The organism is Kocuria rhizophila DC2201 (assembly GCF_000010285.1).
GTDB classification, from domain to species: Bacteria; Actinomycetota; Actinomycetes; order Actinomycetales; family Micrococcaceae; genus Kocuria; species Kocuria rhizophila_A.
In genome coordinates this window covers 648496-674138 of the sequence record NC_010617.1, presented here as the reverse complement: position 1 = coordinate 674138, position 25643 = coordinate 648496, and the positions used below count along the sequence as shown (strand labels likewise).

Annotated in this window: 19 protein-coding genes and 1 riboswitch; all 19 genes read right to left on the bottom strand. The window is 70.1% G+C overall.

Annotated features, from left to right (window positions below; translation table 11 throughout):
* Positions 1-143 precede the first annotated feature (143 nt).
* Complete coding sequence (gene fusA, locus KRH_RS02960; RefSeq protein WP_012397686.1) at positions 144-2258, bottom strand: elongation factor G; 2115 nt, start codon at positions 2256-2258, stop codon at positions 144-146.
* A gap of 80 nt (positions 2259-2338) precedes the next feature.
* A complete protein-coding gene (gene rpsG, locus KRH_RS02955; protein WP_012397685.1) occupies positions 2339-2809 on the bottom strand; it encodes a 30S ribosomal protein S7 in 471 nt (156 codons plus the stop codon).
* Positions 2809-3183: a 30S ribosomal protein S12 gene (rpsL, locus tag KRH_RS02950; RefSeq protein ID WP_012397684.1), complete on the bottom strand. Its 375-nt coding sequence runs from the start codon at positions 3181-3183 to the stop codon at positions 2809-2811. Before rpsL ends, rpsG begins: the two co-directional genes overlap by 1 nt.
* A gap of 286 nt (positions 3184-3469) precedes the next feature.
* Entirely contained in the window at positions 3470-4144 is a 675-nt protein-coding gene (locus tag KRH_RS02945; RefSeq protein ID WP_012397683.1) for a 3-oxoacid CoA-transferase subunit B, read from the bottom strand.
* Positions 4141-4839 carry a 3-oxoacid CoA-transferase subunit A gene (locus KRH_RS02940; RefSeq protein ID WP_012397682.1) on the bottom strand — a complete coding sequence of 233 codons (699 nt, stop codon included), beginning with the start codon at positions 4837-4839 and terminating at the stop codon, positions 4141-4143. The genes KRH_RS02945 and KRH_RS02940 overlap by 4 nt, the downstream gene beginning before the upstream one ends.
* Before the next feature lie 81 nt (positions 4840-4920).
* Positions 4921-5319, bottom strand: a complete 399-nt coding sequence (locus KRH_RS02935; protein WP_012397681.1) for a carboxymuconolactone decarboxylase family protein — start codon at positions 5317-5319, stop codon at positions 4921-4923.
* A gap of 154 nt (positions 5320-5473) precedes the next feature.
* Complete coding sequence (locus tag KRH_RS02930) at positions 5474-6265, bottom strand: alpha/beta fold hydrolase (protein ID WP_012397680.1); 792 nt, start codon at positions 6263-6265, stop codon at positions 5474-5476.
* Positions 6262-7734 carry a lyase family protein gene (locus tag KRH_RS02925; protein WP_012397679.1) on the bottom strand — a complete coding sequence of 491 codons (1473 nt, stop codon included), beginning with the start codon at positions 7732-7734 and terminating at the stop codon, positions 6262-6264. Before KRH_RS02925 ends, KRH_RS02930 begins: the two co-directional genes overlap by 4 nt.
* Entirely contained in the window at positions 7734-8309 is a 576-nt protein-coding gene (gene pcaG, locus KRH_RS02920) for a protocatechuate 3,4-dioxygenase subunit alpha (protein WP_012397678.1), read from the bottom strand. The genes KRH_RS02925 and pcaG overlap by 1 nt, the downstream gene beginning before the upstream one ends.
* 49 nt (positions 8310-8358) lie before the next feature.
* Positions 8359-9114 (bottom strand): protocatechuate 3,4-dioxygenase subunit beta, encoded by a 756-nt coding sequence (gene pcaH, locus KRH_RS02915; RefSeq protein WP_012397677.1) that lies wholly within the window; start codon positions 9112-9114, stop codon positions 8359-8361.
* A gap of 181 nt (positions 9115-9295) precedes the next feature.
* Positions 9296-10072: an IclR family transcriptional regulator gene (locus KRH_RS02910; protein ID WP_012397676.1), complete on the bottom strand. Its 777-nt coding sequence runs from the start codon at positions 10070-10072 to the stop codon at positions 9296-9298.
* 187 nt (positions 10073-10259) lie between these two features.
* Positions 10260-14150 (bottom strand): DNA-directed RNA polymerase subunit beta', encoded by a 3891-nt coding sequence (locus KRH_RS02905; protein WP_012397675.1) that lies wholly within the window; start codon positions 14148-14150, stop codon positions 10260-10262.
* A 65-nt stretch (positions 14151-14215) separates the two neighbouring features.
* Positions 14216-17725, bottom strand: a complete 3510-nt coding sequence (gene rpoB / locus KRH_RS02900) for a DNA-directed RNA polymerase subunit beta (protein WP_012397674.1) — start codon at positions 17723-17725, stop codon at positions 14216-14218.
* A 227-nt stretch (positions 17726-17952) separates the two neighbouring features.
* Complete coding sequence (locus KRH_RS02895; RefSeq protein ID WP_012397673.1) at positions 17953-18696, bottom strand: MBL fold metallo-hydrolase; 744 nt, start codon at positions 18694-18696, stop codon at positions 17953-17955.
* 149 nt (positions 18697-18845) lie between these two features.
* Positions 18846-19991 carry a glycine cleavage system aminomethyltransferase GcvT gene (gcvT, locus tag KRH_RS02890; RefSeq protein WP_012397672.1) on the bottom strand — a complete coding sequence of 382 codons (1146 nt, stop codon included), beginning with the start codon at positions 19989-19991 and terminating at the stop codon, positions 18846-18848.
* Positions 19991-22885: an aminomethyl-transferring glycine dehydrogenase gene (gene gcvP / locus KRH_RS02885; RefSeq protein WP_012397671.1), complete on the bottom strand. Its 2895-nt coding sequence runs from the start codon at positions 22883-22885 to the stop codon at positions 19991-19993. The genes gcvT and gcvP overlap by 1 nt, the downstream gene beginning before the upstream one ends.
* Positions 22886-23045: 160 nt before the next feature.
* Positions 23046-23163, bottom strand: a riboswitch (glycine riboswitch).
* Between the two features lie 326 nt (positions 23164-23489).
* The gene (rplL, locus tag KRH_RS02880) at positions 23490-23876 is read right to left on the bottom strand and encodes a 50S ribosomal protein L7/L12 (RefSeq protein WP_012397669.1); all 387 of its coding nucleotides are present in this window, start codon (positions 23874-23876) and stop codon (positions 23490-23492) included.
* 126 nt (positions 23877-24002) lie between these two features.
* The gene (gene rplJ, locus KRH_RS02875) at positions 24003-24536 is read right to left on the bottom strand and encodes a 50S ribosomal protein L10 (protein WP_012397668.1); all 534 of its coding nucleotides are present in this window, start codon (positions 24534-24536) and stop codon (positions 24003-24005) included.
* 269 nt (positions 24537-24805) lie between these two features.
* Positions 24806-25642 (bottom strand): formate dehydrogenase accessory sulfurtransferase FdhD, encoded by an 837-nt coding sequence (fdhD, locus tag KRH_RS02870; RefSeq protein WP_012397667.1) that lies wholly within the window; start codon positions 25640-25642, stop codon positions 24806-24808.
* Position 25643 lies beyond the last annotated feature (1 nt).

The window sequence follows — 25643 nt, the reverse complement described above, 5'->3', positions numbered from 1 at the left end:
AGAACATTGAGGTGAGACTTGCTCGACTGCTCCGAGCCCCGGAGCATGTGACCACAGCGCGTCGGCGCTGAGCGTGTCGAAACCTGTGCAAGTCTACTTCTGGATTGCGAATTTACTGAAATTACGGGGCGAACCCCGGTGGCTCACTCGCCGCGGTTCTTCTGGATGATCTCCTCGGCCACGGCCTTGGGGACCTCTGAGTAGCTGTCGAACTGCATCGAGTACACGGCGCGGCCCTGCGTCTTGGAGCGCAGGTCGCCGATGTAGCCGAACATCTCGGACAGCGGCACGAGGGCCGAGACCAGCTTGACGCCCGTGACGTCCTCCATGGACTGGATCTGGCCACGGCGGGAGTTGAGGTCGCCGATGACGTCGCCCATGTACTCCTCGGGCGTGCGCACCTCCACGGCCATCAGGGGCTCGAGCAGCACCGGGTTGGCACGGCGGGCGCCTTCCTTGAACACCATGGAGCCGGCGATCTTGAACGCCATCTCCGAGGAGTCGACGTCGTGGTACGCGCCGTCCACCAGGGTGGCCTTGACGCCCACCACGGGGTAGCCGGCCAGGATGCCGAGCTGCATGGCGTCCTGGATGCCGTGGTCCACGGAGGGGATGTACTCGCGCGGCACGCGACCACCGGTCACGGCGTTGTCGAACTCGTACAGCTCTTCGGCGTCCAGCGGCAGCGGCTCGAAGGAGACCTGCACCTTGGCGAACTGGCCGGAACCACCGGTCTGCTTCTTGTGCGTGTAGTCGACCTTCTCGACGGCCTTCTTGATGGTCTCGCGGTAGGCCACCTGCGGCTTGCCCACGTTCGCCTCGACCTTGAACTCGCGCTTCATGCGGTCCACCAGGATGTCCAGGTGGAGCTCGCCCATGCCGCCGATCTCGGTCTGGCCGGTCTCGTCGTTGAGGGACACCGTGAAGGTGGGATCCTCGGCGGAGAGCTTCTGGATGGCGGTGGAGAGCTTCTCCTGGTCACCCTTGGTCTTGGGCTCGATGGCCACGAAGATCACGGGGGCCGGGAAGCTCATGGACTCCAGCACGATCTGGTTGCTGGGATCGGAGAGGGTGTCACCGGTGGTGGTGTCCTTCAGCCCGATCGCGGCGTAGATGTGACCGGCGGAGATCTCCTCCACCGGGTTCTCCTTGTTGGAGTGCATCTGGAAGAGCTTGCCGATGCGCTCGCGCTTGCCCTTGGTGGAGTTCATGACCTGCTCGCCGGCCTTGGCCTTGCCGGAGTACACGCGGATGTACGTGAGCTGGCCGTAGAACGGGTGCGAGGCGACCTTGAACGCCAGCGCCGCGAAGGGGCCGTCGGCGTCCGCGGTGCGGGTCATGACCTCTTCCTCGTCGTTGATGGCGTGGCCCTGCACGTCCTCCACGTCCAGCGGGGAGGGCAGGTAGTCCACCACGGCGTCGAGCATGGGCTGCACACCGCGGTTCTTGAACGCCGAGCCACACAGCACGGGGTAGGCCTGGGAGGTGATCGTCAGCTTGCGGATGCCGGCCTTGATCTCGTCCTCGGTGAGCTCCTCGCCGCCGAGGTACTTCTCCATGAGCTCGTCGTCCGCCTCCGCGACGGCCTCGACCAGCTGGTTGCGGTACTCCGCGGCGCGGTCCTGGAGGTCCTCGGGGATCTCGCGGGTCTCATACTTGGCACCCAGGGAGACGTCACCCTTGGAGTCGCCCTCCCAGACCAGGGCCTTCATGGTGATGAGGTCCACGACGCCCACGAAGTCGTTCTCGGCGCCGATCGGCAGCTGCAGCACGAGCGGGGTGGCGCCCAGGCGGGACTTGATGGTGTCCACGGTGAAGTAGAAGTCCGCGCCCAGCTTGTCCATCTTGTTGACGAAGCAGATGCGGGGCACTTCGTACTTGTCGGCCTGGCGCCACACGGTCTCGGACTGGGGCTCCACGCCCTCCTTGCCGTCGAAGACGGCCACGGCGCCGTCGAGCACGCGCAGGGAGCGCTCGACCTCGACCGTGAAGTCCACGTGGCCCGGGGTGTCGATGATGTTGATCTGGTAGTCGTGCCAGTAGCACGAGGTGGCGGCGGAGGTGATGGTGATGCCGCGTTCCTGCTCCTGGGCCATCCAGTCCATCGTGGAAGCACCGTCGTGCGTCTCGCCGAGCTTGTGGTTGATGCCCGTGTAGAACAGGATTCGTTCGGTGGTCGTGGTCTTACCGGCATCGATGTGAGCCATGATGCCGATATTGCGGACCTTCTTGAGGTCGGTAAGCACGTCGAGTGCCACGATGGTTCCCTTCGTAAAAGGTGGTGCCGGGCCCTGGAGGTCGGCCCCGCCCGGGGCGGGGCCGACAGGACTACCGAATTTTACCAGCGGTAGTGGGCGAAGGCCTTGTTGGATTCGGCCATCTTGTGGGTGTCCTCGCGGCGCTTGACAGCGGCACCGAGGCCGTTGGAGGCGTCGAGGATCTCGTTCTGCAGGCGCTCGGTCATGGTGTTCTCACGACGGGCCTTGGAGTAGCCCACGAGCCAGCGCAGGGACAGCGCCTGGGCACGACCGGCCTTGACCTCCACGGGCACCTGGTAGGTGGCGCCGCCCACACGACGGGAGCGGACCTCGAGGGCCGGCTTCACGTTCTCGAGGGCCTTCTTCAGGGTGGCCACGGGATCGGAGTTGGTCTTGTTGCGCACACCCTCGAGGGCACCGTAGACGATGCGCTCGGCGGTGGACTTCTTGCCGTCCTGCAGGACCTTGTTGATCAGCTGCGTGACCACGGGCGAACCGTAGACGGGATCGACGACGAGGGGGCGCTTGGGAGCGGGACCTTTACGAGGCATTACTTCTTCTCCTTCTTGGCGCCGTAGCGGGAGCGGGCCTGCTGGCGACCCTTGACACCCTGGGTGTCGAGCGCGCCGCGCACGATCTTGTAACGGACACCGGGGAGGTCCTTCACACGACCGCCGCGCACGAGCACGATGGAGTGCTCCTGCAGGTTGTGACCCTCGCCGGGGATGTAGGCGGTGACTTCCACGCCGCCGTTGAGCTTCACACGGGCCACCTTGCGCAGCGCGGAGTTCGGCTTCTTGGGGGTGGTGGTGAACACGCGGGTGCAGACGCCGCGCTTCATGGGGTTGCCCTTGAGCGCGGGAGCCTTGGTCTTCACGACCTTGGAGTGCCGGCCCTTGCGGACCAGTTGCTGGATAGTTGGCACAGTGCCTCCTGTTGGGGCGGGTGCGCGGTGTGTGCCGGCCCCGCCGATGACGGAACGTTGATCCCGGGGTGCCCGGTGCGTGCCGGGGCGAACGCCTCGGAAACCGCACCTGAGCATGACGAAAGATGGCATCTAGGTACATGGTGCGTACCACAGGACGGAGTCCGATTTGCCATCTCATTGCAAACTGCCCGGAATCGAGCAATTCTGGCCCATCGTATCAGCCACGGCAGCTCAGGGGAAACCGACGCCCCAGACCACCGAGCCCGCACCCAGCCACGCGTGATCAGCGCCCCGCGTCCGAGGGCACCCCGCGCAGTGGGACGTCCAGCAGCGCGGCGAGCCCGGCGGCGTCGATCCCGAAGGTCTCGCGCACCGTGACGGCGCCGTCCGCGAGGTCGAACACCGCGAGGTCCGTGTACACGCGAGAGACGCACTCCACGCCCGTCAGCGGCATGGTGCACCGCTGCACGAGCTTGGGCCGGCCCTCCCGGGTGAGCAGGCGCATCATCACGAAGGTCTGCTTGGCCCCGGTGGCGAGGTCCATGGCGCCTCCCACCGCCGGGATCGCGTCGGGGCTGCCCGTATGCCAGTTGGCGAGGTTGCCGTGCACGTCCACCTGGAACGCCCCCAGCACGCAGCAGTCCAGGTGCCCGCCACGCATCATGGCGAAGGAGTCCGCGTGGTGGAAGTAGGAGCACCCGGGGGTCTCCAGCACGGGGATCTTCCCGGCGTTGACGAGGTCCGGGTCCACCTGCTCCCCGTGGGCCTCGGGCCCCATGCCCAGCATCCCGTTCTCGGTGTGCAGGGTGACGTCGTCCTCGGGCCCCAGGTGGTTGGCCACGAGGGTGGGCTGGCCGATCCCGAGGTTCACGTAGGCGCCGGCGGGGATGTCGCGGGCCACCACCTGGGCCAGCTGCTCGGAGCTCAGGCTGTGGTCCCTGGTCTGCGGGGCGTTCATGCCGCACCGTCCTCTCGCGGGTCCTGCTGCTCGGGGGCCGGGATGCGCACCACGGTGTCCACGTAGATCCCGGGTGTCACCACGGTCTCGGGGTCCAGGGCCCCGCGGTCGACGATCTCCGCCACCTGCACGACGGAGTGCGCGGCGGCCGCGGCCATCACCGGGCCGAAATTGCGCGCCGTCCTGCGGTAGACCAGGTTCCCGGCGCGGTCCGCGCGGTGCGCCTTGGTGAGGGCGACGTCCGCGTGGATCGCGCGCTCGAGCACCTGGTGCCTGCCGTCCAGCACCCGCACCTCCTTGCCCTCGGCCAGCGGCGTGCCGTAGCCGGTGGGGGTGAAGAATGCCCCGATGCCGGCTCCCGCGGCCCGGATCCGCTCCGCGAGGTTGCCCTGGGGCACCACCTCCAGCTCGATGAGCCCGGCGCGGTACTTCTCGTCGAAGTGCCACGAGTCCGCCTGGCGCGGGAACGAGCAGATGATCTTGCGCACCCGCCCCAGCCGGATCAGCTCCGCGAGCCCCACGTCCCCGTTGCCGGCGTTGTTGCTCACCACCGTGAGATCGCCGGCGCCCTGGGCGATCAGGGCGTCGATGAGCTCCACGGGCTGCCCGGCCACGCCGAAGCCCCCGATCATCACGGTGGATCCGTCCTGCACGGGAGCGACCGCCGCCGCGGCGTCCTCTGCGATGTTCAGCATGCGCTGCCTTCCTAGTTCTCGGTTCGTGGGGTGCGCCGCCGCGGGCGTACGCGCGGGTGCCCGGCGGGCGCGGCGCCGGAGCTAGTCCGTGTCCTGCGCCAGGGCCTTCTGCGCGTGCTTGAACGCGTTGTTGGCCGAGGGGACGGAGAGGTAGACGGCCGACTGCAGGATGACCTCCTGGATCTCGGCCACGCCGAGCCCGTTGCGGCGCGCGGCGCGCACGTGCATCTCGAACTCGTCCCAGTGCCCTCCGGCGATCAGTGCCGTGAGCACGCACGCGCTGCGCATCCTGCGGTCCAGTCCCGGCCGGGTCCAGATCTCGCCCCACGCGCAGCGGGTGATGTAGTCCTGGAAGTCGGCGGTGAACGCGGTGGTCCCGGCCTCCGCACGGTCCACGTGGGCGTCCGAGAGCACGGCTCGACGCACCGCCATCCCCTCCCGTCGCGTCTGCGCCTCGGTGCGCTCCATCGGTTCCGTCATGGGGTCCTCCTGCCACGTGCGTCGCTGTACCGGTTGTGCTGCGCGGGTGCGGGGTGGCTCCCGCATGCTGGTGGGACGACGACGCCGCACCGCCGGCTTCCGGGGGCACCTCCCGGTCGGCGGGGCGCGCCGGAGGTCGCCGGGCTCGTCGGGTTCACGAGTGCACCTCGGCCACGAGCCCCAGGACCGTGGCCGCCACACGATCGGGGGCCGCCACGGGGATCAGGTGGGCGGCGCCGTCGACGATCTCGCAGCGCGCGGCGAGCGCCTCCGCGAGGTCGCGGGCGACGTCGGGCCCCGTCATCGCGTCCTCGGTGCCGGCGATCACCGCGGTGGGCACGGGCGCGGGCCCCGTGCGCTGCCGCAGGTCGAAGCCGCCGAGGGCTCGACAGGCCGCGGCGTAGCTGAACCGGTCGGTGCCCTGGAGATCGTGCAGCAGCGGTGTGCAGTGCTCGGGACGTCCGCTCAGCAGGTCCGGGGCGAACCACGCCCTGGCGCACGTGACCACCTGGGTGGGGGTTCCGGCGGCGGCCACCAGTTCGGCACGCTCGCGCCACGCGCCCGGGTCGGGGAAGAAGGGGGAGGTGGCCACGAGCGTGGCGGACGCGACGTCGGCGCCACCCCGTGAGAGCAGCTCCTGCACCACCGCGCCGCCGATCGAGGTGCCCACCATGTGGCGCGGCCCCGGGCCGGTGTGCTCGTCCAGGGCGTGCACCACGGCGTCGGCGAGCCCGGCGACGTCGAACTCCTGCGCGGGGTCGCTCGTCCCGTGGCCCGGCAGGTCCCACCCGAGCACCCGGCACCGGTCCGCGAGCAGGGGCGCGAGCTGGGCGTAGAGGTGGCCCACGGACGTGCCGAGGGCGGGGCCGAGCACCACGAGCGGGGCGTCCTCGGCGGGGCCCTGCCGCGGTGTGAACTCCACGAGTCCCACACGGTCCACGGTCATCGGTTTCTCCTCTCGTCGTGCCGGGCCACGGCCCGGTCGCACAGCTGGGGGGCCGCACCCAGGTGGGCCCGCGGGTCCGTGAGCGGGCGCAGCCAGGCCGCGAGCGCCCCAGTGCTCCGGGCGTCCACCCCGGGGGGCGCCACCGCCCCGTCCGAGGCCGCGACCGCCTCCGCGAGGCGCTCGGTGAGGGCCCCGACGTCGTGGGGTTCGGCGCGCACGGCGTCCCGCACGAGCTGCCGCGCGGTGTCCGCCCCGCGCTCCCCGAGCATCGGGGCGAGCGCGACGGCGAGCGGCTCCGCGAGCACCCCCGTGCCCGCGTCCGCGAGGTTGCGTGCCATGCGCGGCGCGTCCACCGTGAGTCCCTCAGCGAGCTCGGCCGCGTGGGACGACGCCGCCGCGGTCAGCTCCGCGAGCTCCCCCAGCGCGGGCCACTCGGCGTGCCAGCCGCCGTCGGGCCGCTCGTCCACCGCGGCACCCGCTCCCGCGAGCACCCCGGACGCGAGCCCCGGGGCCAGCAGTGCCGTGCGCTTGAGCAGGACGCTCAGCACCGGATTCTGCTTCTGCGGCATCGCGGAGGACGCCCCGCGTCCGGGGGCCGTGGGCTCCCGCAGCTCGCCGATCTCGGGGCGGGACAGGAGAAGGACGTCGTTGGCCAGGCGCGACAGGGCCGCTGCGACCTCCGCGAGCGCCCCGGCGGCGCGCACCACGGGGGTCCTGGTGGTGTGCCACGGCGCGTCCGGCACCTCGAGCCCCAGCTGCCCGGCCCAGTGGTGCAGCAGCCGCTGCGTCGGGTCGAGCGGCTGATCGTGGGCGGCGCCCTGCGCACTGGACTGCGCACCGGGTGCGGTCCCGGACACCAGCGCCACCGTGGCGGCGAGGGTTCCGGCGGCACCGCCGCAGGACAGCGGGAGGCGGACCCGCGCCGAGACCTCGTCGGCGGCGTCGTCCACCGCAGCCAGCCACCCGGCCGCCTTGAGGCCGAACGTGGTGGGCAGCGCGTGCTGAGTGAGCGTGCGTGCGACCATCGGCGTCCCCCGGTGCCGGCGCACCAGTTCGGCGAGAGCGTCCCCCGCGCGCGTGAGGTCGCCGACGACGCGGCGGCGCACGGACGAGAGCAGGTGGGCGAGCGCGGTGTCCATGACGTCCTGGCTCGTGAGGGAGGCGTGCACGGCGGGCAGCGGCCGGCCGAGCACCTGCTCGACCGCGCGGCGGTAGGCCCCCAGCACGGGGATCACCGGATTGCCACCGCCCTCGGAGGCGGTAACGAGCTCCCGGAGGTGGTGCGGGTCCGTGCCCACGCGGTCGACGGCCGCGTGCGCCGCGGCCGCCTCCTCGGCGGAGACCAGGCCCTCCCGGTGCTGCGCGGCAACCCATGCGTCCTCGACCGCGAGGATCGCGCAGACCACGGCCCGGTCGTCGAGCAGCTCCTGCGCGCGGTGGACGCCGGGGCGCAGCAGGTCGGACACCATCAGGCGCTGCCCGGGTAGGCGAGGAACACGGTCTCGCGGGGGCCCTGCAGGTGCACGTCGAAGCGCAGGGAGCCGTCCGCCTCCCGCTCGGCGACCAGGGTGCGCCGCTCCTCCTCGGGCAGCGAGGCCAGCAGCGGGTCCGCCGCGAGCGCCTCCGCGTCCTCGGGGAGGTAGATCCGGGTGAACAGTCGGTTCAGCAGCCCTCTGGCGAAGACCGTGAGGCAGATGAACGGCGCCCGTCCGGGTTCGGTGGCCCCGGGGTCCACGGTGGTGACGTCGTAGTGGCCCACGTTGTCCACGGCCACGCGGCCGAAGCCCGTGAACGTGTAGCCGTCCCGCAGCAGCGAGCCCGGTTCCTGGGACACCCGTCCGTGCTCGTCCGCCTGCCAGACCTCGAGCAGCGCGTCCGGCACGGGCTCCCCTCGGCCGTCGTGCACGGTGCCGTGCAGGCGCACCGCACGCGGGTGCGAGCGCTCCACCAGCTGCTCGCCGCCCTCGTACGGCAGCGCGTAGCCGTAGAACGGGCCGATGGTCTGCCCCGGTGTGGGCACCAGCTCCGGTGTGCTCTCAGGCATCGCCGTCCTCCTCCGTCCAGGTCCGCCGGGACCCGCTCAGCACCACGTCCTACCGGTAGCCCAGCAGCCACTCGTGCTCCGAGACGTCGTGGTCGTACTGTGCCACGAGCCGCTCCCGGGCGCGGGGGTCCACGATCGACTGGTAGATCGGGTCCAGGGCGAACAGCGGGTCCCCCGGGAAGTACATCTGGGTGATCATCCGCTGCGTGAAGTCCGTGCCGAACAGGGAGAAATGCACGTGCGCCGGACGCCACGCGTTGTGGTGGTTCTTCCACGGGTACGGGCCGGGCTTGATGGTCACGAACGAGTAGGAGCCGTCCTCCCCCGTGAGGCACCGCCCCACGCCCGTGAAGTGCGGGTCGATCGGGGCCGGGTGCTGGTCCCTCTTGTGGATGTAGCGCCCGGCGGCGTTGGCCTGCCAGATCTCCACGAGCTGACCCCGCACGGGGCGCCCGTCCCCGTCCAGGATGCGCCCGGAGATCCGGATCCGCTCCCCGATGGGCTCCCCGCCGTCCTGGATGGTGAGATCCGACTCCAGCGGGTGGACGTCCCGCTCGCCGAACGCCGGCGCGTGGAGCTCGATGGTCTCCGGGTCCGCGTGGCGGGGGTTCTTGGTGGGGTGGCGCAGGATCGAACTGCGGTACGGGGCGTAGTCCAGCCTCGGCTGGGTCCCCGTGACCCCGGATGCCTCGTACTGCGCCGTGATCTGCGCCATCTCGGCGTCGAGCTGGGACTGGGAGTCCGCGGCGTCGTCCGCGCCCTTGACGTAGGGCGGGTCGAACGCGTCGTCGGTGGTGGCGCTCATGGTCTCCTCCTCGGTGGCTGGACGGCGGCCCGCGCTGTCGCTGCGGTGGCCGGGCTGCGGTGCTCAGCCGTGCCCGGCGCGTCCGTGTCCCCAGTATGCGGACGCCTCATGAGGTGGGTCACTTCTGTTCCGTTCAACGGAATCTGCGCGATGTGGTCCGGTTGACAAACGATCGCGGTTGTCAGAGCGCACCGAGAGCGCGGGAGATGCCGTGTCCCGCAACCCGCAGCGTTTGCACCACCGTGGGCACCTCCGCATCGGCCATGTCCTCGACGGGCAGCACGACCCCCAGGGCGGCCGTCCGGTGGCCCCTGGGGACCTTGAGCGGCACGGCCACTCCCCCGGCGCCGCGGTCCATGCGCTCCCGCTGGATCGCGTAGCCGCGCTGCGCGAAGACGGCGAGGTCCGCGAGCAGGCGCTCGGGCGTCGTCGGCAGTCCCACGGCGACGGCGTCCTCCGCGCGGCCCAGGAGGGCGCGGTGGTAGTCGCGCACGAACGCCTCGGAGCACTGGCACAGCAGGGCGAGCCCCGTGGCGGCCCGGTGCAGCGGGAGGCGACCCGCGACGATCGAGCGCAGGGGCACCGGGGAGCCGCTCGCCTCGATGCGCTCCGCGAAGAGCACGTCGAAGCCCTCCACCACGCCCACGTGCACGTGCTGGCGCAGCACCGCGTGGACGTCGGACATGTACGGGATGGCCGCCGCAGCGAGACCCTCAGCGGGTGCCGCGCGGGAGGCGAGCTCCCACAGCCGCGTCCCCACCCGGTAGGTGCGGGCGGGCCCGGACTCCAGCCAGCCGGCGCGGGTCATGTCCCCCAGGATCCGGTGCGCCGTGGAGGGCGGCAGCCGCGTGGCCGCGCAGACCTCCCGGAACGTGAGCTGCGGGTGGGCAGGGCCGAACGCGTCCAGGACACGGTCGAAGCGGGCGATCAGCGGTTCCCCGGAGGGCGAGTTGGCCACGGGCGACTCCTTCGTGGATCCGGCGCGTGCGCCCCAGCCTAGCCCCGGAGCGGCCGGCAGCAGCCCGCGCAGGTACGACGAAGCCCGGGTGGGCCTCCCCGCGGGGAGGCCCACCCGGGCCGGGTTGATCTCAGAGGACCCCTACCGGGTCACCGCGCGAACGCACGGCACCCGGTGCGGGTCCGGCTCAGTTGCCGCCGAAGTCGTAGTCGTCGAGCGGGATCGCCTGGAACTCGGAACCGAGCCCCCCGGCGTTCTCCTCTGCGTAGCTGAAGTCGGCGAACGCGGAGGGATCCGTGAACATCTGGGCCTTCGCCTCCTCGGTGGGCTCCACGTCCACGCTGTTGTACCGGTCCAGACCGGTGCCGGCGGGGATGAGCTTGCCGATGATCACGTTCTCCTTCAGGCCCAGCAGCGGATCCGACTTGCCCTCCATGGCGGCCTGCGTGAGCACACGCGTGGTCTCCTGGAAGGACGCGGCGGACAGCCACGAGTCCGTGGCCAGCGAGGCCTTGGTGATGCCCATGAGCTCCGGACGGCCTGCGGCGGGACGCTTGCCCTCGGCCACCGCACCGCGGTTGGCCTCGAGGAAGCGCACGTTGTCCACCAGCTCACCCGGCAGCAGCGAGGTGTCACCGGACTCGATGATGGTCACGCGACGCAGCATCTGCCGGACGATGACCTCCACGTGCTTGTCGTGGATGCCCACGCCCTGCGAGCGGTAGACGCCCTGGACCTCGTCCACGAGGTGCTTCTGCGCCTCGCGGGGACCGCGGATGCGCAGCACCTCCTTGGGGTCCACCGCGCCGGTGACCAGCTGCTGGCCCACGTCCACGTGGTCGCCGTCGGCCACGAGCAGCTTGGCGCGACGCAGCACCGGGTAGGCGAACTCCTCGTCGCCGTTGTCCGGGACCACCACGATCTTGAGGGACTTGTCCGTGTCCTCGATGCGGATCCGGCCGGCCACCTCGGAGATCGGGGCCACACCCTTGGGGGTGCGGGCCTCGAAGAGCTCCTGGATACGGGGCAGACCCTGCGTGATGTCACCGTCCGAGGACGCCACACCACCGGTGTGGAACGTGCGCATGGTCAGCTGGGTACCGGGCTCGCCGATGGACTGCGCGGCCACGATGCCCACGGCCTCGCCGATGTCCACCAGCTGGTTGGTGGCCAGCGAGCGGCCGTAGCACGCCGCGCACACGCCCACCGCGGACTCGCAGGTCAGCACCGAGCGCACGCGCACCTGGTCCACACCCGCCGCGTAGAGCTTCTCGATCATGGCGTCGGACATGTCCGCGCCGGCCTCGGCCAGCACCTCGCCGTTCTCGTCCGCCACGGCGCTGGCCAGCACGCGGCCGTGCACCGTGTTCTCCACGTCCTCGGACAGGGTGCGCACACCCGTGTCCGTGATGTCGGACAGCGGCAGCGTGAGCCCGCGCACCGTCTGGCAGTCGGACTCGCGCACGATCACGTCCTGCGAGACGTCCACCAGACGACGGGTCAGGTAGCCCGAGTTGGCGGTACGCAGCGCGGTGTCCGCGAGGCCCTTGCGGGCACCGTGGGTGGCGATGAAGTACTCCAGCACCGACAGGCCCTCACGGTAGGAGGACTTGATCGGGCGGGGCATGATCTCGCCCTTCGGGTTGGCCACCAGGCCGCGGATGCCGGCGATCTGGCGGACCTGCATCCAGTTGCCTCGTGCACCCGAGGACACCATGCGGTTGATGGTGTTGGTGGGCTCGAGGTTGTCCCGCATGGCCTGCGCGACCTCGTCGGTGGCCTTGGACCAGATGTCGATGAGCTCCGAGCGGCGCTCGTCGTCGTCGATCAGACCCTTGTCGTACTGACCCTGGATGCGCGCGGCCTGCGCCTCGTAGCCCTCCATGATGGCGGGCTTCTCCGGCGGGGTCGCGATGTCCGAGATGGCCACCGTGACACCCGAGCGCGAGGCCCAGTGGAAGCCGGCGTCCTTGAGGTTGTCCAGCGTCTTGGCCACGCGGGTCATCGGGTAGCGCTCCGCGAGGTCGTTCACGAGCGCGGACAGGTGCTTCTTGTCCGCGACGTTCTCGTCCCACGGGTAGTCCTCGGGCAGCGTCTCGTTGAACAGCACGCGTCCCAGGGTGGTCTCCACGACGGCAGGCTGACCCGGCTCCCAACCCTCGGGGGCCTCCCAGCCGGCGTACGGCACGAAGTCCTCGAGGCGGATCTTGCACTTGGCGTTGAGGTGCAGCTCACCGGAGTCGTTGGCCATGATGGCCTCGGCCACGGAGGAGTAGGTGTTGCCCTCCCCGGCCCAGCCCTCACGCACGGTGGTGAGGTGGTACAGGCCGATGATCATGTCCTGCGAGGGCAGGGCGATCGGCTTGCCGTCCGAGGGCTTGAGGATGTTGTTCGAGGACAGCATCAGCACGCGCGCCTCGGCCTGGGCCTCCGGGGACAGCGGCAGGTGCACCGCCATCTGGTCACCGTCGAAGTCCGCGTTGAACGCACCGCACACGAGCGGGTGCAGCTGGATGGCCTTGCCCTCCACGAGCTGCGGCTCGAACGCCTGGATGCCCAGACGGTGCAGGGTGGGCGCACGGTTCAGCAGCACGGGGTGCTCGGTGATGACCTCTTCCAGCACGTCCCACACCTGCGGACGGTAGCGCTCCACCATCCGCTTGGCGGACTTGATGTTCTGCGCGTGGTTCAGGTCCACCAGGCGCTTCATCACGAACGGCTTGAACAGCTCCAGCGCCATCTGCTTGGGCAGACCGCACTGGTGCAGCTTCAGCTGCGGGCCCACCACGATCACGGAACGGCCGGAGTAGTCCACGCGCTTGCCCAGCAGGTTCTGGCGGAAGCGGCCCTGCTTGCCCTTGAGCATGTCGGACAGCGACTTCAGGGCACGGTTGCCCGGACCCGTGACGGGGCGGCCACGGCGGCCGTTGTCGAACAGCGAGTCCACGGCCTCCTGCAGCATGCGCTTCTCGTTGTTCACGATGATCTCGGGGGCACCGAGGTCCAGCAGGCGCTTCAGACGGTTGTTGCGGTTGATCACACGACGGTAGAGGTCGTTGAGGTCGGAGGTCGCGAAGCGCCCACCGTCCAGCTGCACCATGGGGCGCAGCTCCGGCGGGATCACCGGAACGGCGTCCAGGACCATGCCCAGCGGCGAGTTGTCCGTGGTGAGGAACGCGTTGACCACTTTGAGGCGCTTCAGGGCGCGGGTCTTGCGCTGGCCCTTGCCCGTGGCGATGGTCTCGCGCAGCGCCTCGGCTTCGGCCGCGAGGTCGAAGGTCTCCAGGCGCTTCTTGATGGACTCAGCACCCATGGAGCCCTCGAAGTACATGCCGTAGCGGTCCACCATCTGGCGGTACAGGGCCTCGTCGCCCTCGAGGTCGTTGACCTTGAGGTTCTTGAAGCGGTCCCAGACCTTCTCCAGGTAGTCGATCTCGCGGTCCGCGCGCTTGCGCACGTTGGCCATCTGGCGGTCCGCGGAGTCGCGCAGCTTGCGCTTCTCGGCGGCCTTGCCGCCCTCCTCCTCGACGCGCGCGAGGTCGTTCTCGAGGTCGCGGGCGATCGCGTTGATGTCCGCGTCCCGGGTGTCCTCGAGCTGCTTCTTCTCGCGGTCGATCGCGGCCTGCAGGTTGGGCAGGTCGTCGTGGCGGGCCTGCTCGTCCACGGACGTGATCATGTACGCCGCGAAGTAGATGACCTTCTCGAGGTCCTTGGGCGCGAGGTCCAGCAGGTAGCCCAAGCGTGAGGGCACGCCCTTGAAGTACCAGATGTGGGTCACGGGAGCGGCGAGCTCGATGTGGCCCATGCGCTCACGGCGCACCTTGGCACGCGTGACCTCCACGCCGCAGCGCTCACAGATGATGCCCTTGTAGCGCACACGCTTGTACTTGCCGCAGTAGCACTCCCAGTCCCGGGTGGGACCGAAGATCTTCTCGCAGAACAAGCCGTCCTTCTCGGGCTTGAGCGTGCGGTAGTTGATGGTTTCCGGCTTCTTGACCTCGCCGTAGGACCAGCCGCGGATCTGATCCGCGGTGGCCAGGCCGATCTGCATGAGACCCAGTGAAGAATCGTTGGACATAAGGTCCTGTCCCTCTTTCGTAAAATCCTGAAGTGTGACGAGCTGTTCTCTGGACAAGCGGGTTCTCAGACCTCTTCGACCGAGCTGGGCTCGGAGTGGGAGAGGTCGATGCCGAGCTCGTCGGCAGCCCGGAAGCTGTCGTCGTCGGAATCACGCATTTCCACTGCGTTGCCGTCCGCAGAGAGGACCTCCACGTTCAGGCACAGGGACTGCATCTCCTTGATGAGCACCTTGAAGGACTCGGGCACACCCGGTTCGGGGATGTTCTCGCCCTTGACAATGGCCTCGTACACCTTCACGCGGCCGTGGACGTCGTCGGACTTGACGGTGAGCAGCTCCTGCAGCGTGTAGGCCGCGCCGTACGCCTCGAGGGCCCACACCTCCATCTCGCCGAAGCGCTGGCCACCGAACTGCGCCTTACCGCCCAGCGGCTGCTGGGTGATCATGGAGTAGGGGCCGGTGGAGCGGGCGTGGATCTTGTCGTCCACCAGGTGGTGGAGCTTCAAGATGTACTGGTAGCCCACGGACACGGGGTCCGGGAACGGCTGGCCGGAGCGGCCGTCGAACAGCTTGGCCTTGCCGGAGCGCCCGATCAGGCGCTGGCCATCACGGGTGGGGTTCGTGTGGTCGAGCAGGTCGAAGATCTCGTCCTCGCGCGCGCCGTCGAACACCGGAGTGGCCACGTTGGTGGGACCGGTGCTCTTGGGGAAGTTGCTCAGCCCCTTGAGCCACTCGGGGTCGCCCTCGATGTTCCAGCCCTGCTTGGCGAGCCAGCCGGTGTGGACCTCGAGCACCTGGCCGAGGTTCATGCGCCCGGGCACGCCCAGCGGGTTCAGGATCACGTCCACCGGGGTGCCGTCCTCCATGAACGGCATGTCCTCGATGGGCAGGATCTTGGAGATGACGCCCTTGTTGCCGTGGCGTCCGGCGAGCTTGTCGCCGTCCGTGATCTTGCGCTTCTGCGCCACGTACACGCGCACCACCTGGTTGACGCCGGCCGGGAGGTCGTCGTCCTCGTCCTCGCGGTCGAAGACGCGCACGCCGATGACCGTGCCGGACTCGCCGTGGGGCACCTTCAGGGAGGTGTCGCGGACCTCGCGGGACTTCTCGCCGAAGATCGCGCGCAGCAGCCGCTCCTCCGGGGTCAGCTCCGTCTCGCCCTTCGGGGTCACCTTGCCCACGAGGATGTCGCCGGCCTGGACCTCGGCACCGATGTGGATGATGCCGCGCTCGTCCAGTGCGGAGAGCACCTCCTCCGACACGTTCGGGATGTCACGCGTGATCTCCTCGGCACCGAGCTTGGTGTCGCGGGCGTCGATCTCGTGCTCCTCGATGTGGATGGACGTCAGGACGTCCTCGGAGACCATGCGCTGGGAGAGGATGATGGCGTCCTCGTAGTTGAGGCCCTCCCAGGACATGTACGCGATCAGCAGGTTCTTGCCCAGTGCCAGCTCGCCGTGGTCGGTCGAGGGACCGTCCGCGATGACCGTGCGAGGCTCCACGCGCTGGCCCTCGGAGACGATCACGCGCTGGTTGTACGTGTTGCCCGGGTTCGAGCGCACGAACTTGTTGATCGGGTAGAGCTTGGTGGTGCCGTCGTCGTTGAGCACGGTCACGAGGTCAGCGGAGACCTCCTCGACCACGCCCGGCTTGGTGGCGAGCACCGAGTCTCCGGCGTCCAGCGCCGAGTAGCGCTCCATGCCGGTGCCCACGAGCGGGGCCTCGGACGTGAGCAACGGCACGGCCTGGCGCTGCATGTTCGCGCCCATGAGGGCACGGTTGGCGTCGTCGTGCTCGAGGTACGGGATCAGGGCCGTGGCCACCGACACCATCTGGCGCGGGGAGACGTCCATGAACTCGATGTCCTCGGGGGCCACCAGCACGGCCTCGCCGGAGCCGTCGGAGGCGCGCGAGAGCACGGCGTCCTCAGCGAAGTGGCCGTCCTCGGTTAGCGGCGCGTTGGCCTGCGCGATCGTGAGCCCGCGCTCGTCGTCCGCAGTGAGGTAGACGACGTCGTCAGTGACGGTGCCGTCCACGACCTTGCGGTACGGGGTCTCGATGAACCCGAACGGGTTGATCCGCGCGTACGTGGCGAGCGAGCCGATCAGACCGATGTTCGAGCCCTCAGGGGTCTCGATCGGGCACATGCGGCCGTAGTGCGACGGGTGGACGTCACGGACCTCCATGCCCGCGCGATCGCGCGAGAGGCCACCGGGGCCCAGCGCGGACAGGCGGCGCTTGTGGGTCAGACCCGCGAGCGGGTTGTTCTGGTCCATGAACTGCGAGAGCTGGGAGGTTCCGAAGAACTCCTTGATCGCGGCCACCACGGGGCGGATGTTGATCAGGGTCTGCGGCGTGATGGCCTCGACGTCCTGGGTGGTCATCCGCTCGCGGACCACGCGCTCCATGCGGGACAGGCCCGTGCGGATCTGGTTCTCGATCAGCTCGCCCACGGCGCGGATGCGACGGTTGCCGAAGTGGTCGATGTCGTCCACGTCCACGTGGATCTCGCGGGACTCGCCGTCACGCGTGCCGGGCATGGTGGAGCCGCCGTCGTGCAGGGTCACGAGGTAGCGGATCATGGCCACGATGTCGTCCAGGGACAGCACGGAGGCGTCCGGGTCCGTGAACGGCTTGTCCAGGCCCAGCTTGCGGTTGAGCTTGTAGCGGCCCACCTTGGCGAGGTCGTAGCGCTTGGGGTTGAAGTACATGTTGTCCAGCAGGGACTGGGCGGCGTCGACCGTGGGCGGCTCCCCCGGGCGCAGCTTGCGGTAGATGTCGAGCAGCGCCTCCTCGCGGGTCTCGGTGGCGTCCTTCTCGAGGGTCGCGCGGATGGAGTCGAACTCGCCGAACTCCTCGAGGATCTTGGACTCGCTCCAGCCCAGGGCCTTGAGCAGCACGGTCACGGACTGCTTGCGCTTGCGGTCCAGGCGCACACCCACCTGGTCGCGCTTGTCGATCTCGAGCTCGAACCACGCACCGCGGGAGGGGATGATCTTGGCGGAGTAGATGTCCTTGTCGGACGTGCGGTCCTGGCCCTTCTCGAAGTAGGCGCCCGGGGAGCGGACCAGCTGGGAGACCACCACGCGCTCGGACCCGTTGATCACGAACGTGCCCTTGTCGGTCATGAGCGGGAAGTCACCCATGAACACGGTCTGCTGCTTGATCTCGCCCGTGTTGTTGTTCATGAACTCGGCCTTGACGTACAGCGGCGCCGAGTAGGTGGCGTCACGGTCCTTGCACTCGTCCATGGTGTACTTCGGGTCGTAGAACTCCGGCTCCGAGAACGAGAGGGACATGGTGCCCTGGAAGTCCTCGATCGGGGAGATCTCCTCGAAGATGTCCGAGAGCCCGGACGTGGTGGACACGCTGGTGTCACCGGTCTCCTGGGCCTCGACCACGCGGGCCTGCCAGCGCTCGTTGCCCACCAGGCGGTCGAAGCTGTCGGTCTGCAGCGCGAGCAGGTTGGGGACGTCCAGCGGTTCGTGGATCTTCGCGAAGGAAACGCGGCGAGGAATGTTGTCGCTCGTGGGGTGGTTGGCGGAGACGTTCGTATCGGTGCTCGAGGCGACCAAGATGTGATCCTTCCACAGACATGCAGTGAATACGCGAGGTTCCCGGGGAGAGAAAAAGGGGCCGGTGACGAGGACTGTCGACAACCGCCCCTGCGGCGCCCACCGCTATATGAAGGCACGCATGCATAAGGGACAACGCAAAGCACTAGCTTAGGGCACTCCCGGCGTGTTGTCCACACCCGTGCTGGACGAATGCCCGCCCGGGCCGTAAGATGCCCGGCCGCCGCTCAGGCGACGCCGTTGGCGCGCGCCTGGTACGCCGCGCGCTGCGCCCCGAGGCGCCAGGGGTCGCCGTGTCCGGGCAGCACGACCGTGGCCCGGGTGGCCGCGATCGCGTCCAGGGACGTGAGAGCCATCTGCGCATCTGCGGTGGCCGCGCCGGCCACGACCCGGGGCCCGGTGAGCCCGGTGTAGGGGTCGAGGGTCACCAGCGCGTCCCCGGAGAGCACGGCGTCCGCGTCGGGGACGTGCAGGGCGCAGTGCCCGTAGGTGTGGCCCGCGGTGAGGACGACCCGTGGACTGCCTGGAACGGGAACCGTCTGGCCCACGGCGAGGGACCGGGTGACGGTCACTCCCTTCACACCCGCTGCTCCCCCGGCGAGCATCGACACCAGCACCGGAATGGCCCGGGGGTGCCTCAGTGGGTACAGAGCCGTGGGGCTCTCGTGCGCGTAGCTGTAGGGGTGCGCCGCGAGGTGGCGCTCCCTCTGGTGGGCGAACACGGGGACGCCGAGCCGCTCCACGAGTCTGGCGGCGACACCCACGTGGTCGAAGTGCGCGTGGGTCAGCACCAGAGCCCTGATCTCGTGCGGTGCGCGTCCGAGCTCGCGCACCGCCCATCCCAGCTCGTTCCACACCCGCGGCAGCCCTGCGTCCACGAGCGTCAGACCGCGCTCGTCCTCCAGCAGGTAGCAGTTGACGTTGTGGTTCTGGATCAGGTGGATCCCGGGGGCGACGTCGCGCAGGAACATGGCTTCTCCTTCTCCGCCCGCCCCACTCCCGCGAGGCGAGCACTCTGCCGGCCCGCACGGCGCTCGGGTCGAGTGTGACGGAGCGGGCCTGCTAGGAAACTACTCCCGGCAGGCCCGCTCGCGGTACCACCCCTGGGGGTCGTGCGGGGTCAGCCCCGTGTGTAGAACGGCATGGCCGTCCGTGCCACCTCGACGCCGCGGCCGCGCGCGTCCTGGACGCTCACGGTCCCGGCGGCGATCTCGTCCAGGGCGTCCGTGGCCACGAGGGCCATGGCCACGGGCTTGCCGAGGGTGGGCGAGGGCAGGCCGCTCGTGACCTCCCCGATGGTCCGCTCCCCCGACAGCACGGTGTACCCGGCGCGGATGGGCTTGCGTCCGAGGCCCTCCAGCCCGATCAGGGTGCGCTCGGGGGTGCTCCGCAGCATGGCGGCCAGTGCGTCGTGGCCCACGGTGCGGGTCCCGGACTCGTCCTTCTTGCGCAGGGCGACCTCCACGAGCTTGCCGAGCCCCGCCTCCACGGGCGTGATCTCGGTCGAGAGCTCGTGGCCGTACAGCGGCATGCCGGCCTCCAGGCGCAGGGAGTCCCGCGCCGCCAGTCCTGCCGGCTGCACGGGTGCGTCCTCGGTGCCGAGCTCCTCGGCGGTCGCGAGCAGGGCGTTCCACAGCGTCTCGGCGTCGGCGTTCGCGCAGTACAACTCGAAGCCGTCCTCGCCGGTGTAGCCCGTGCGCGCGGCCAGCACGTCTACCCCGCCGCAGCGGGCGACGGCGCACGCGTAGTACTTCAGGCCCGCCACCTCCTCGGCCGGGTCCAGACCGGTGGCCCGGAGCACCTCGAGCGCCCGGGGGCCCTGCACGGCGATCAGGGACGTCTCCGGACCCCGGTCCTGCACCGTGACGTCGAAGGCCTCGGCGCGCTGCTGCAGCGCCTCGACCACCGTGTCCTGGTTGCCGGCGTTCGGCACCACGAGGTAGCGCTCCTCGCCCAGGCGGTAGGTGATGAGATCGTCCAGCACGCGGCCGGCCTCGTCCACGATCACCGAGTACTTGGCCCGGCCCACGCCGATGCCCGAGAGCACGCCCACGAGGGCGTGGTCCAGGAAGGCCCCGGCCTGCGGCCCGGTCACCTCCACCTCGCCCATGTGGGAGAGGTCGAAGATCCCGGCGCCGCGGCGCACGGCGTGGTGCTCGGCGGTGTCGCTGGCGTAGCGCACGGGCATGGACCAGCCGCCGAAGTCGGTGAACCGGGCTCCGAGCCGTTCGTGGGCCCCGTGCAGTGCGGTCCGACGCTCGCTCATCACTTCTCCTGTCCCGCCGCGGCGGTGTACGCGGCGTCGAACGCCTCGATGGGTGGGCACTCGCACACGAGATTCCTGTCCCCCGCGGCGTTGTCGATGCGCCCCACCGGGGGCCAGTACTTCACGCGGCGCAGCCCGGACACCGGGTAGCCGGCCTGGCTGCGGGAGTAGGACCGGTCCCACTCGTCCGCGGTGAGCACCTGCGCGGTGTGCGGGGCGTGGCGGATCACGGAGTCCTCCAGCGAGACCTTCCCGTCCACGATCTCCTGCATCTCGGCGCGGATGGTGCGCATGGCCTCGATGAAGCGGTCCAGCTCCTCGATCCCCTCGGACTCGGTGGGCTCCACCATGAGCGTGCCCGCCACGGGGAACGCGAGCGTGGGCGCGTGGAAGCCGAAGTCCACGAGCCGCTTGCAGACGTCCTCCGCGGTGACGCCCGAGACCTTGGTCATGGGCCGCAGGTCCAGGATGCACTCGTGCGCCACCAGCCCGCCGTCCCCGGTGTAGAGCGTGGGGAACACGTCCGAGAGCCGACGGGAGATGTAGTTCGCGCCCAGCACGGCGGTGCGGGAGGACTCGGTGAGACCCTCCGCGCCGGTCATGGCGATGTACATCCACGTGATGGGCAGCACGCCCGCGGAGCCGTGGGGCGCCTGGGCCACGGGGAAGCCCGCGCCGCGCTCGTCGAGGTCCGCGGTGGCGGGGTTGCCGGGCAGGTAGGGCACGAGGTGCTCGGCCACGGCCACGGGGCCCACGCCGGGTCCGCCGCCGCCGTGGGGGATGCAGAACGTCTTGTGCAGGTTCAGGTGGGAGACGTCCCCGCCGAAGCGGCCCGGACGCGCCAGGCCCATGAGCGCGTTGAGGTTGGCGCCGTCCACGTAGACCTGCCCGCCAGCGTCGTGCACCGCCGCGCAGACCTGCGTGATGTCGGTGTCGTAGACGCCGTGCGTGGAGGGGTACGTGACCATGATTCCGGCCAGCTCGTCACCCACGGAGTCGATCTTGGCCCGGAGGTCGTCCTGGTCGATCGTGCCGTCCTGCGCGGTGGCCACCACCACGACCTTGAGGTCCGCGAGCACCGCGGACGCCGCATTGGTGCCGTGGGCGGAGGACGGGATCAGGATGGTCTTGCGCTGGTGCTCACCGCGGTCCACCTGGTAGCGGCGGATGGCCAGCAGACCGGCCAGCTCGCCCTGGGAGCCTGCGTTCGGCTGCACGGACACCGCGGCGTAGCCGGTGATCTCCGCGAGCCAGCCCTCCAGCTGCTCGATCAGCTCGGTCCACCCGCGGGTCTGATCTTCGGGGGCCAGGGGGTGGATGCTCGCGAACTCGGGCCATGAGATGGGCTCCATCTCCGCGGCCGCGTTGAGCTTCATGGTGCACGAGCCCAGCGGGATCATGGTGCGGTCCAGCGCGAGGTCCTTGTCGGAAAGCTCGCGCAGCCAGCGCATGAGCGAGGTCTCGGAGCGGTGGGTGTGGAACACCGGGTGGGTCAGGTACTCGTCCGTGCGCAGCAGCGCCTCCGGCAGCTCGAACGCGGAGCCGTCCGCCCCGGACTCACCCTCGGCGGCACCGCACGCCTCGGTCACGGCGGTGAGCACCTCCACCACGTCCCGGTCCGTGTGCGGCTCGCCGAAGCTCACGCCCACGGTGTCCCCGTCCACGCGGCGCAGGTTGTACCCGCGGTCCGCGGCGGCGGCCACCACGGCGTCGGCCTGGCCGGGCACCGAGAAGGTCACGGTGTCGAAGAACTGCTCGCGCGCCACCTCGACGCCCCGGGCGCGCAGCCCGGCGGCGAGGTCCGCCGCCATGCCGTGCAGCCGCCCGGCCAGGGCACGCAATGCCACCGGGCCGTGGTGCACCGCGTACGCCGCGGCCACGATGGCCAGCAGCGCCTGGGCGGTGCAGATGTTGGAGGTGGCCTTCTCACGGCGGATGTGCTGCTCGCGGGTCTGCAGCGCCAGGCGGTACGCGGGAGCGCCGGAGGAGTCCGTGGACACGCCCACGATGCGCCCGGGCAGGGAGCGCTCGGTGCCCTTGCGGGAGGCCAGGAACGCGGCGTGGGGGCCGCCGAAAAACAGCGGGACGCCGAAGCGCTGGGCCGAGCCCACCGCGATGTCCGCGCCCATCTCCCCCGGGCTGCGCAGCATGGTCAGGGCAAGCAGGTCCGTGCTCACGCTCACGAGCGCGCCGGCCTCGTGCGCGGCCTCGATCACGGCGGTGGGGTCCGTGACGTCCCCGTCCGCACCGATCTGCGCGACGACGACGCCGAAGAAGTCCCCCGCTGAGATCGCCTGCGCGGCGGCGTCGGGATCCCCGAGGTCCGCGAGCACCAGCTCGATACCCGCGGCGCGCGTGCGCCCCGTGAGCACCGCGAGCGTCTGCGGCAGGCTGCGGCTGTCCACGAGCACGCGCATGCTCTTGGAACGGCGGTTGGCGCGGCGCATCATGAGCACCGCCTCGGCCACGGCGGAGGACTCGTCCAGCAGGGACGCGTTCGCGACCTCCAGACCGGTGAGGTCGATGACCGCGTTCTGGAAGGTCAGCAGCAGCTCCAGGCGGCCCTGGGAGATCTCCGGCTGGTACGGCGTGTAGGACGTGTAGAAGCCCGGGTTCTCCAGGATGTTGCGGCGGATCGCGGCGGGGGTCACGGTGTCGTGGTAGCCCTGGCCGATCATCTGGCGCATCACGGTGTTGCGGGAGGCGATCCGCCGCAGCGCGGACAGCGCCTCGGGCTCGTCCAGGGGCTCCGGCAGCTCGAGGGACTCGCGCATCCGGATGCTCTCCGGGACGGCGCGGTCGATGAGCTGGTCCAGGCTCTCGGCGCCCACGGCGTCGAGCATGGTGGTGAGGTCATCGGCTTCCGGGCCGATGTGGCGTGACAGGAAGGACATCTGACAGTCTCCTGGGCTGCTCGTGGGCACGGGGTGCCCGATGAGTCCTCCCCGCTCTGTTCCATGACCTGAGAGATTTCGTCGGGGCCGCTCTCGGCGTGCCACCGACCTGCCCCGCCGGTGCTCCCCGCCCCGCAGGACGGTGAGCTCTTCAGAGTGGCCTGGTGCGGCGGTACGGGTGCCTGAGAGGTTCCCGGGGAGGGTTTGCTCCTTCGGCGATGGCGCGGTCCCGAACGGTTCCCCGCCCCTGACCCACCACGCTCTCCCGCCGCACTGTGACGGCCGAATGGTCAGAAGACAGTTTCGCACATCACACCGACCACCGGAACGCCCGGGCCGGGATCGCCGCCGGGCCGAGTCGGCAGGCCCGGGGGAACGCCCGGGGCCGCCCCCGGGCCTGGGAGCCCCGGACCCGCAGGCTGCGCACCCCGAAGCCCGAACGCCGGGACCCGGACCCAGACCTGGACCCGGACCCGGACCCGGACAGCACGGAACCCCGCACCGTGCGGTACGGGGTTCCGTGGGAGGTGTGCGCCGTGAGGGCCCGGGACGCTCGGTCCCGTGGACCCTCAGGCGGCACGAGCGGCGCGCAAGGCGCCGGAAGTCACTTGACGGTGACGGTGGCGCCGGCGCCCTCGAGGGCTTCCTTCGCCTTGTCAGCGGCTTCCTTGGTGGCGCCCTCGAGGACGGCCTTGGGGGCGCTGTCCACGAGGTCCTTGGCCTCCTTGAGGCCCAGGGAGGTCAGGCCGCGAACTTCCTTGATGACCTGGATCTTCTTGTCACCGGCGGACTCGAGCACGACGTCGAACTCGGTCTTCTCCTCCTCGGCGGCACCGGCGTCGCCGGCGGCGGGGGCCGCACCGGCCACGGCCACGGGGGCGGCGGCGGTGACGTCGAAGGTCTCCTCGAAGGCCTTCACGAAGTCGGACAGCTCGATGAGGGACAGTTCCTTGAAGGCCTCGATGAGCTCTTCGGTGGTCAGCTTAGCCATGGTGTTGGCTCCTTACTTGTACGTGGTGCCGGGGCGGGTGGCTCCGGCGCGGTGTGCGTGGGAAGAACACGGGTCTGTGCCGGGCCGTGGCCCGACCACCCGGAACCTGAGGTTCCCCGAAGGGGATCAGGCGGCGTTCTCGCCCTGTTCGTCCAGCTTGGCGCGCAGCGCGTCTGCGGTGCGCACGGTCTTGGAGAGCGGGGCCTGGAACAGCGCTGCGGCCTTGGACATCGACGCCTTGGCAGCACCGGCGACCTTGGACAGCAGAACCTCGCGGGACTCGAGGTCCGCGAGCTTCTTGATCTCGTTCTCGTCCATTGCGACGCCGTCCAGGTAACCGCCCTTGACGACCAGCTGGGGGTTGTCCTTGGCGAAGTCACGCAGGCTCTTGGCGGCCTCGACGGCGTCACCGGACACGAAGGCGATGGCCGAGGGGCCGTTGAGCTGCCCCTCGAACGCCTCGATGCCGGATTCACGCGCGGCAATGGCGGTGAGCGTGTTCTTCACCACGGCGTATTCAGCGTTCTCACCGAGTGCGCGGCGCAGCGTCTTCAGCTGAGCCACGGTGAGCCCGCGGTACTCCGTCAGGACGGCAGCGTGCGAGTTGGAGAACAAGTCCTTCAACTCTGCAACCGCGGCAGCCTTTTCAGGATTCGCCATGGTGCTCCTTCCTTACATGTGGGTGCCGGCTCCGTGTCTGCCGGAGGCTGACACGACAAAAGCCCCGCGCAGATGCCCGGGGCTCGACCATGTTCGGAGCGCGCACGTGCGTACGTGGTCCGAAGAAGGATTCGTGCTGGTTCACCTGCGCTGGACGGTCCTCGTGGCCGAGAACCTCTTAGACCACGCACACCGAGGCGTGCATGATGACCGGCGGTCTTTGGTGGTTCCACCGTACCCGCTGCCGCGGCCGGAGCCAAATCCCCGGCTCAGGGGCTCGTGATGCGCTCCGGGTGGCAGTAGACGTTGCATGTGCCGCGGCGGTTGAAGCCCACCACGGTCACGCCCCGCTCCCGTCCGGTGGCCACGGCCAGGGCGGACGGTGCGCTCACGGCGGAGAGCACGGGGATCCCGGCCATCGCGGCCTTGCCCACGAGCTCGAAGGAGGCCCGCGCGGAGACCTGCAGCACCACCTCGTGCAGCGGGAGCAGCCCGCGCTGCACGGCCCACCCGACCACCTTGTCCACGGCGTTGTGCCGGCCCACGTCCTCCCTCACCACGAGGGGCTCGTCCCGCCCCACGGGGAAGAGGGCGGCGGCGTGCACCCCACCGGTGGCGTCGAAGACCCGCTGGTGCCCGCGCAGCTCGTCAGGCAGGGCCACGAGCCGGGCGGCGCTCACGAGGGGACGGGGCCGGGCCACCGGGTGGGCGCTCGGCTTCTCCACGGTGTCCAGGGACGGCGTGCCGCACACCCCGCACGAGGAGCTCGTGAACACCTGGCGCCGGGCGCCGCGGTCCGGTCCGGGGGCCTGCGGGGAGAGCCGCACGTCCACCACGTTGTACGTGCGGTGCCCGTCCTGGTCCACGCCCGAGCGGTAGTCCATCTTGACCACGTGCGAGACCTCCGTGATCACGGCTTCGCTCAGCAGCAGTCCGGTCACGAGCTCGAAGTCGTCCCCCGGGGTGCGCATGGTCACGGTGAACTGCTCGCCGTCCAGGCGGATCTCGAGGGGCTCCTCCCCCGCGAGCCGGTCCGGGCCCACCCGGAGCTGGCCGGTGGCGTCGTACGTGCGCACCCGGGCGGGCACGATTCTGCGCGCGGCCATC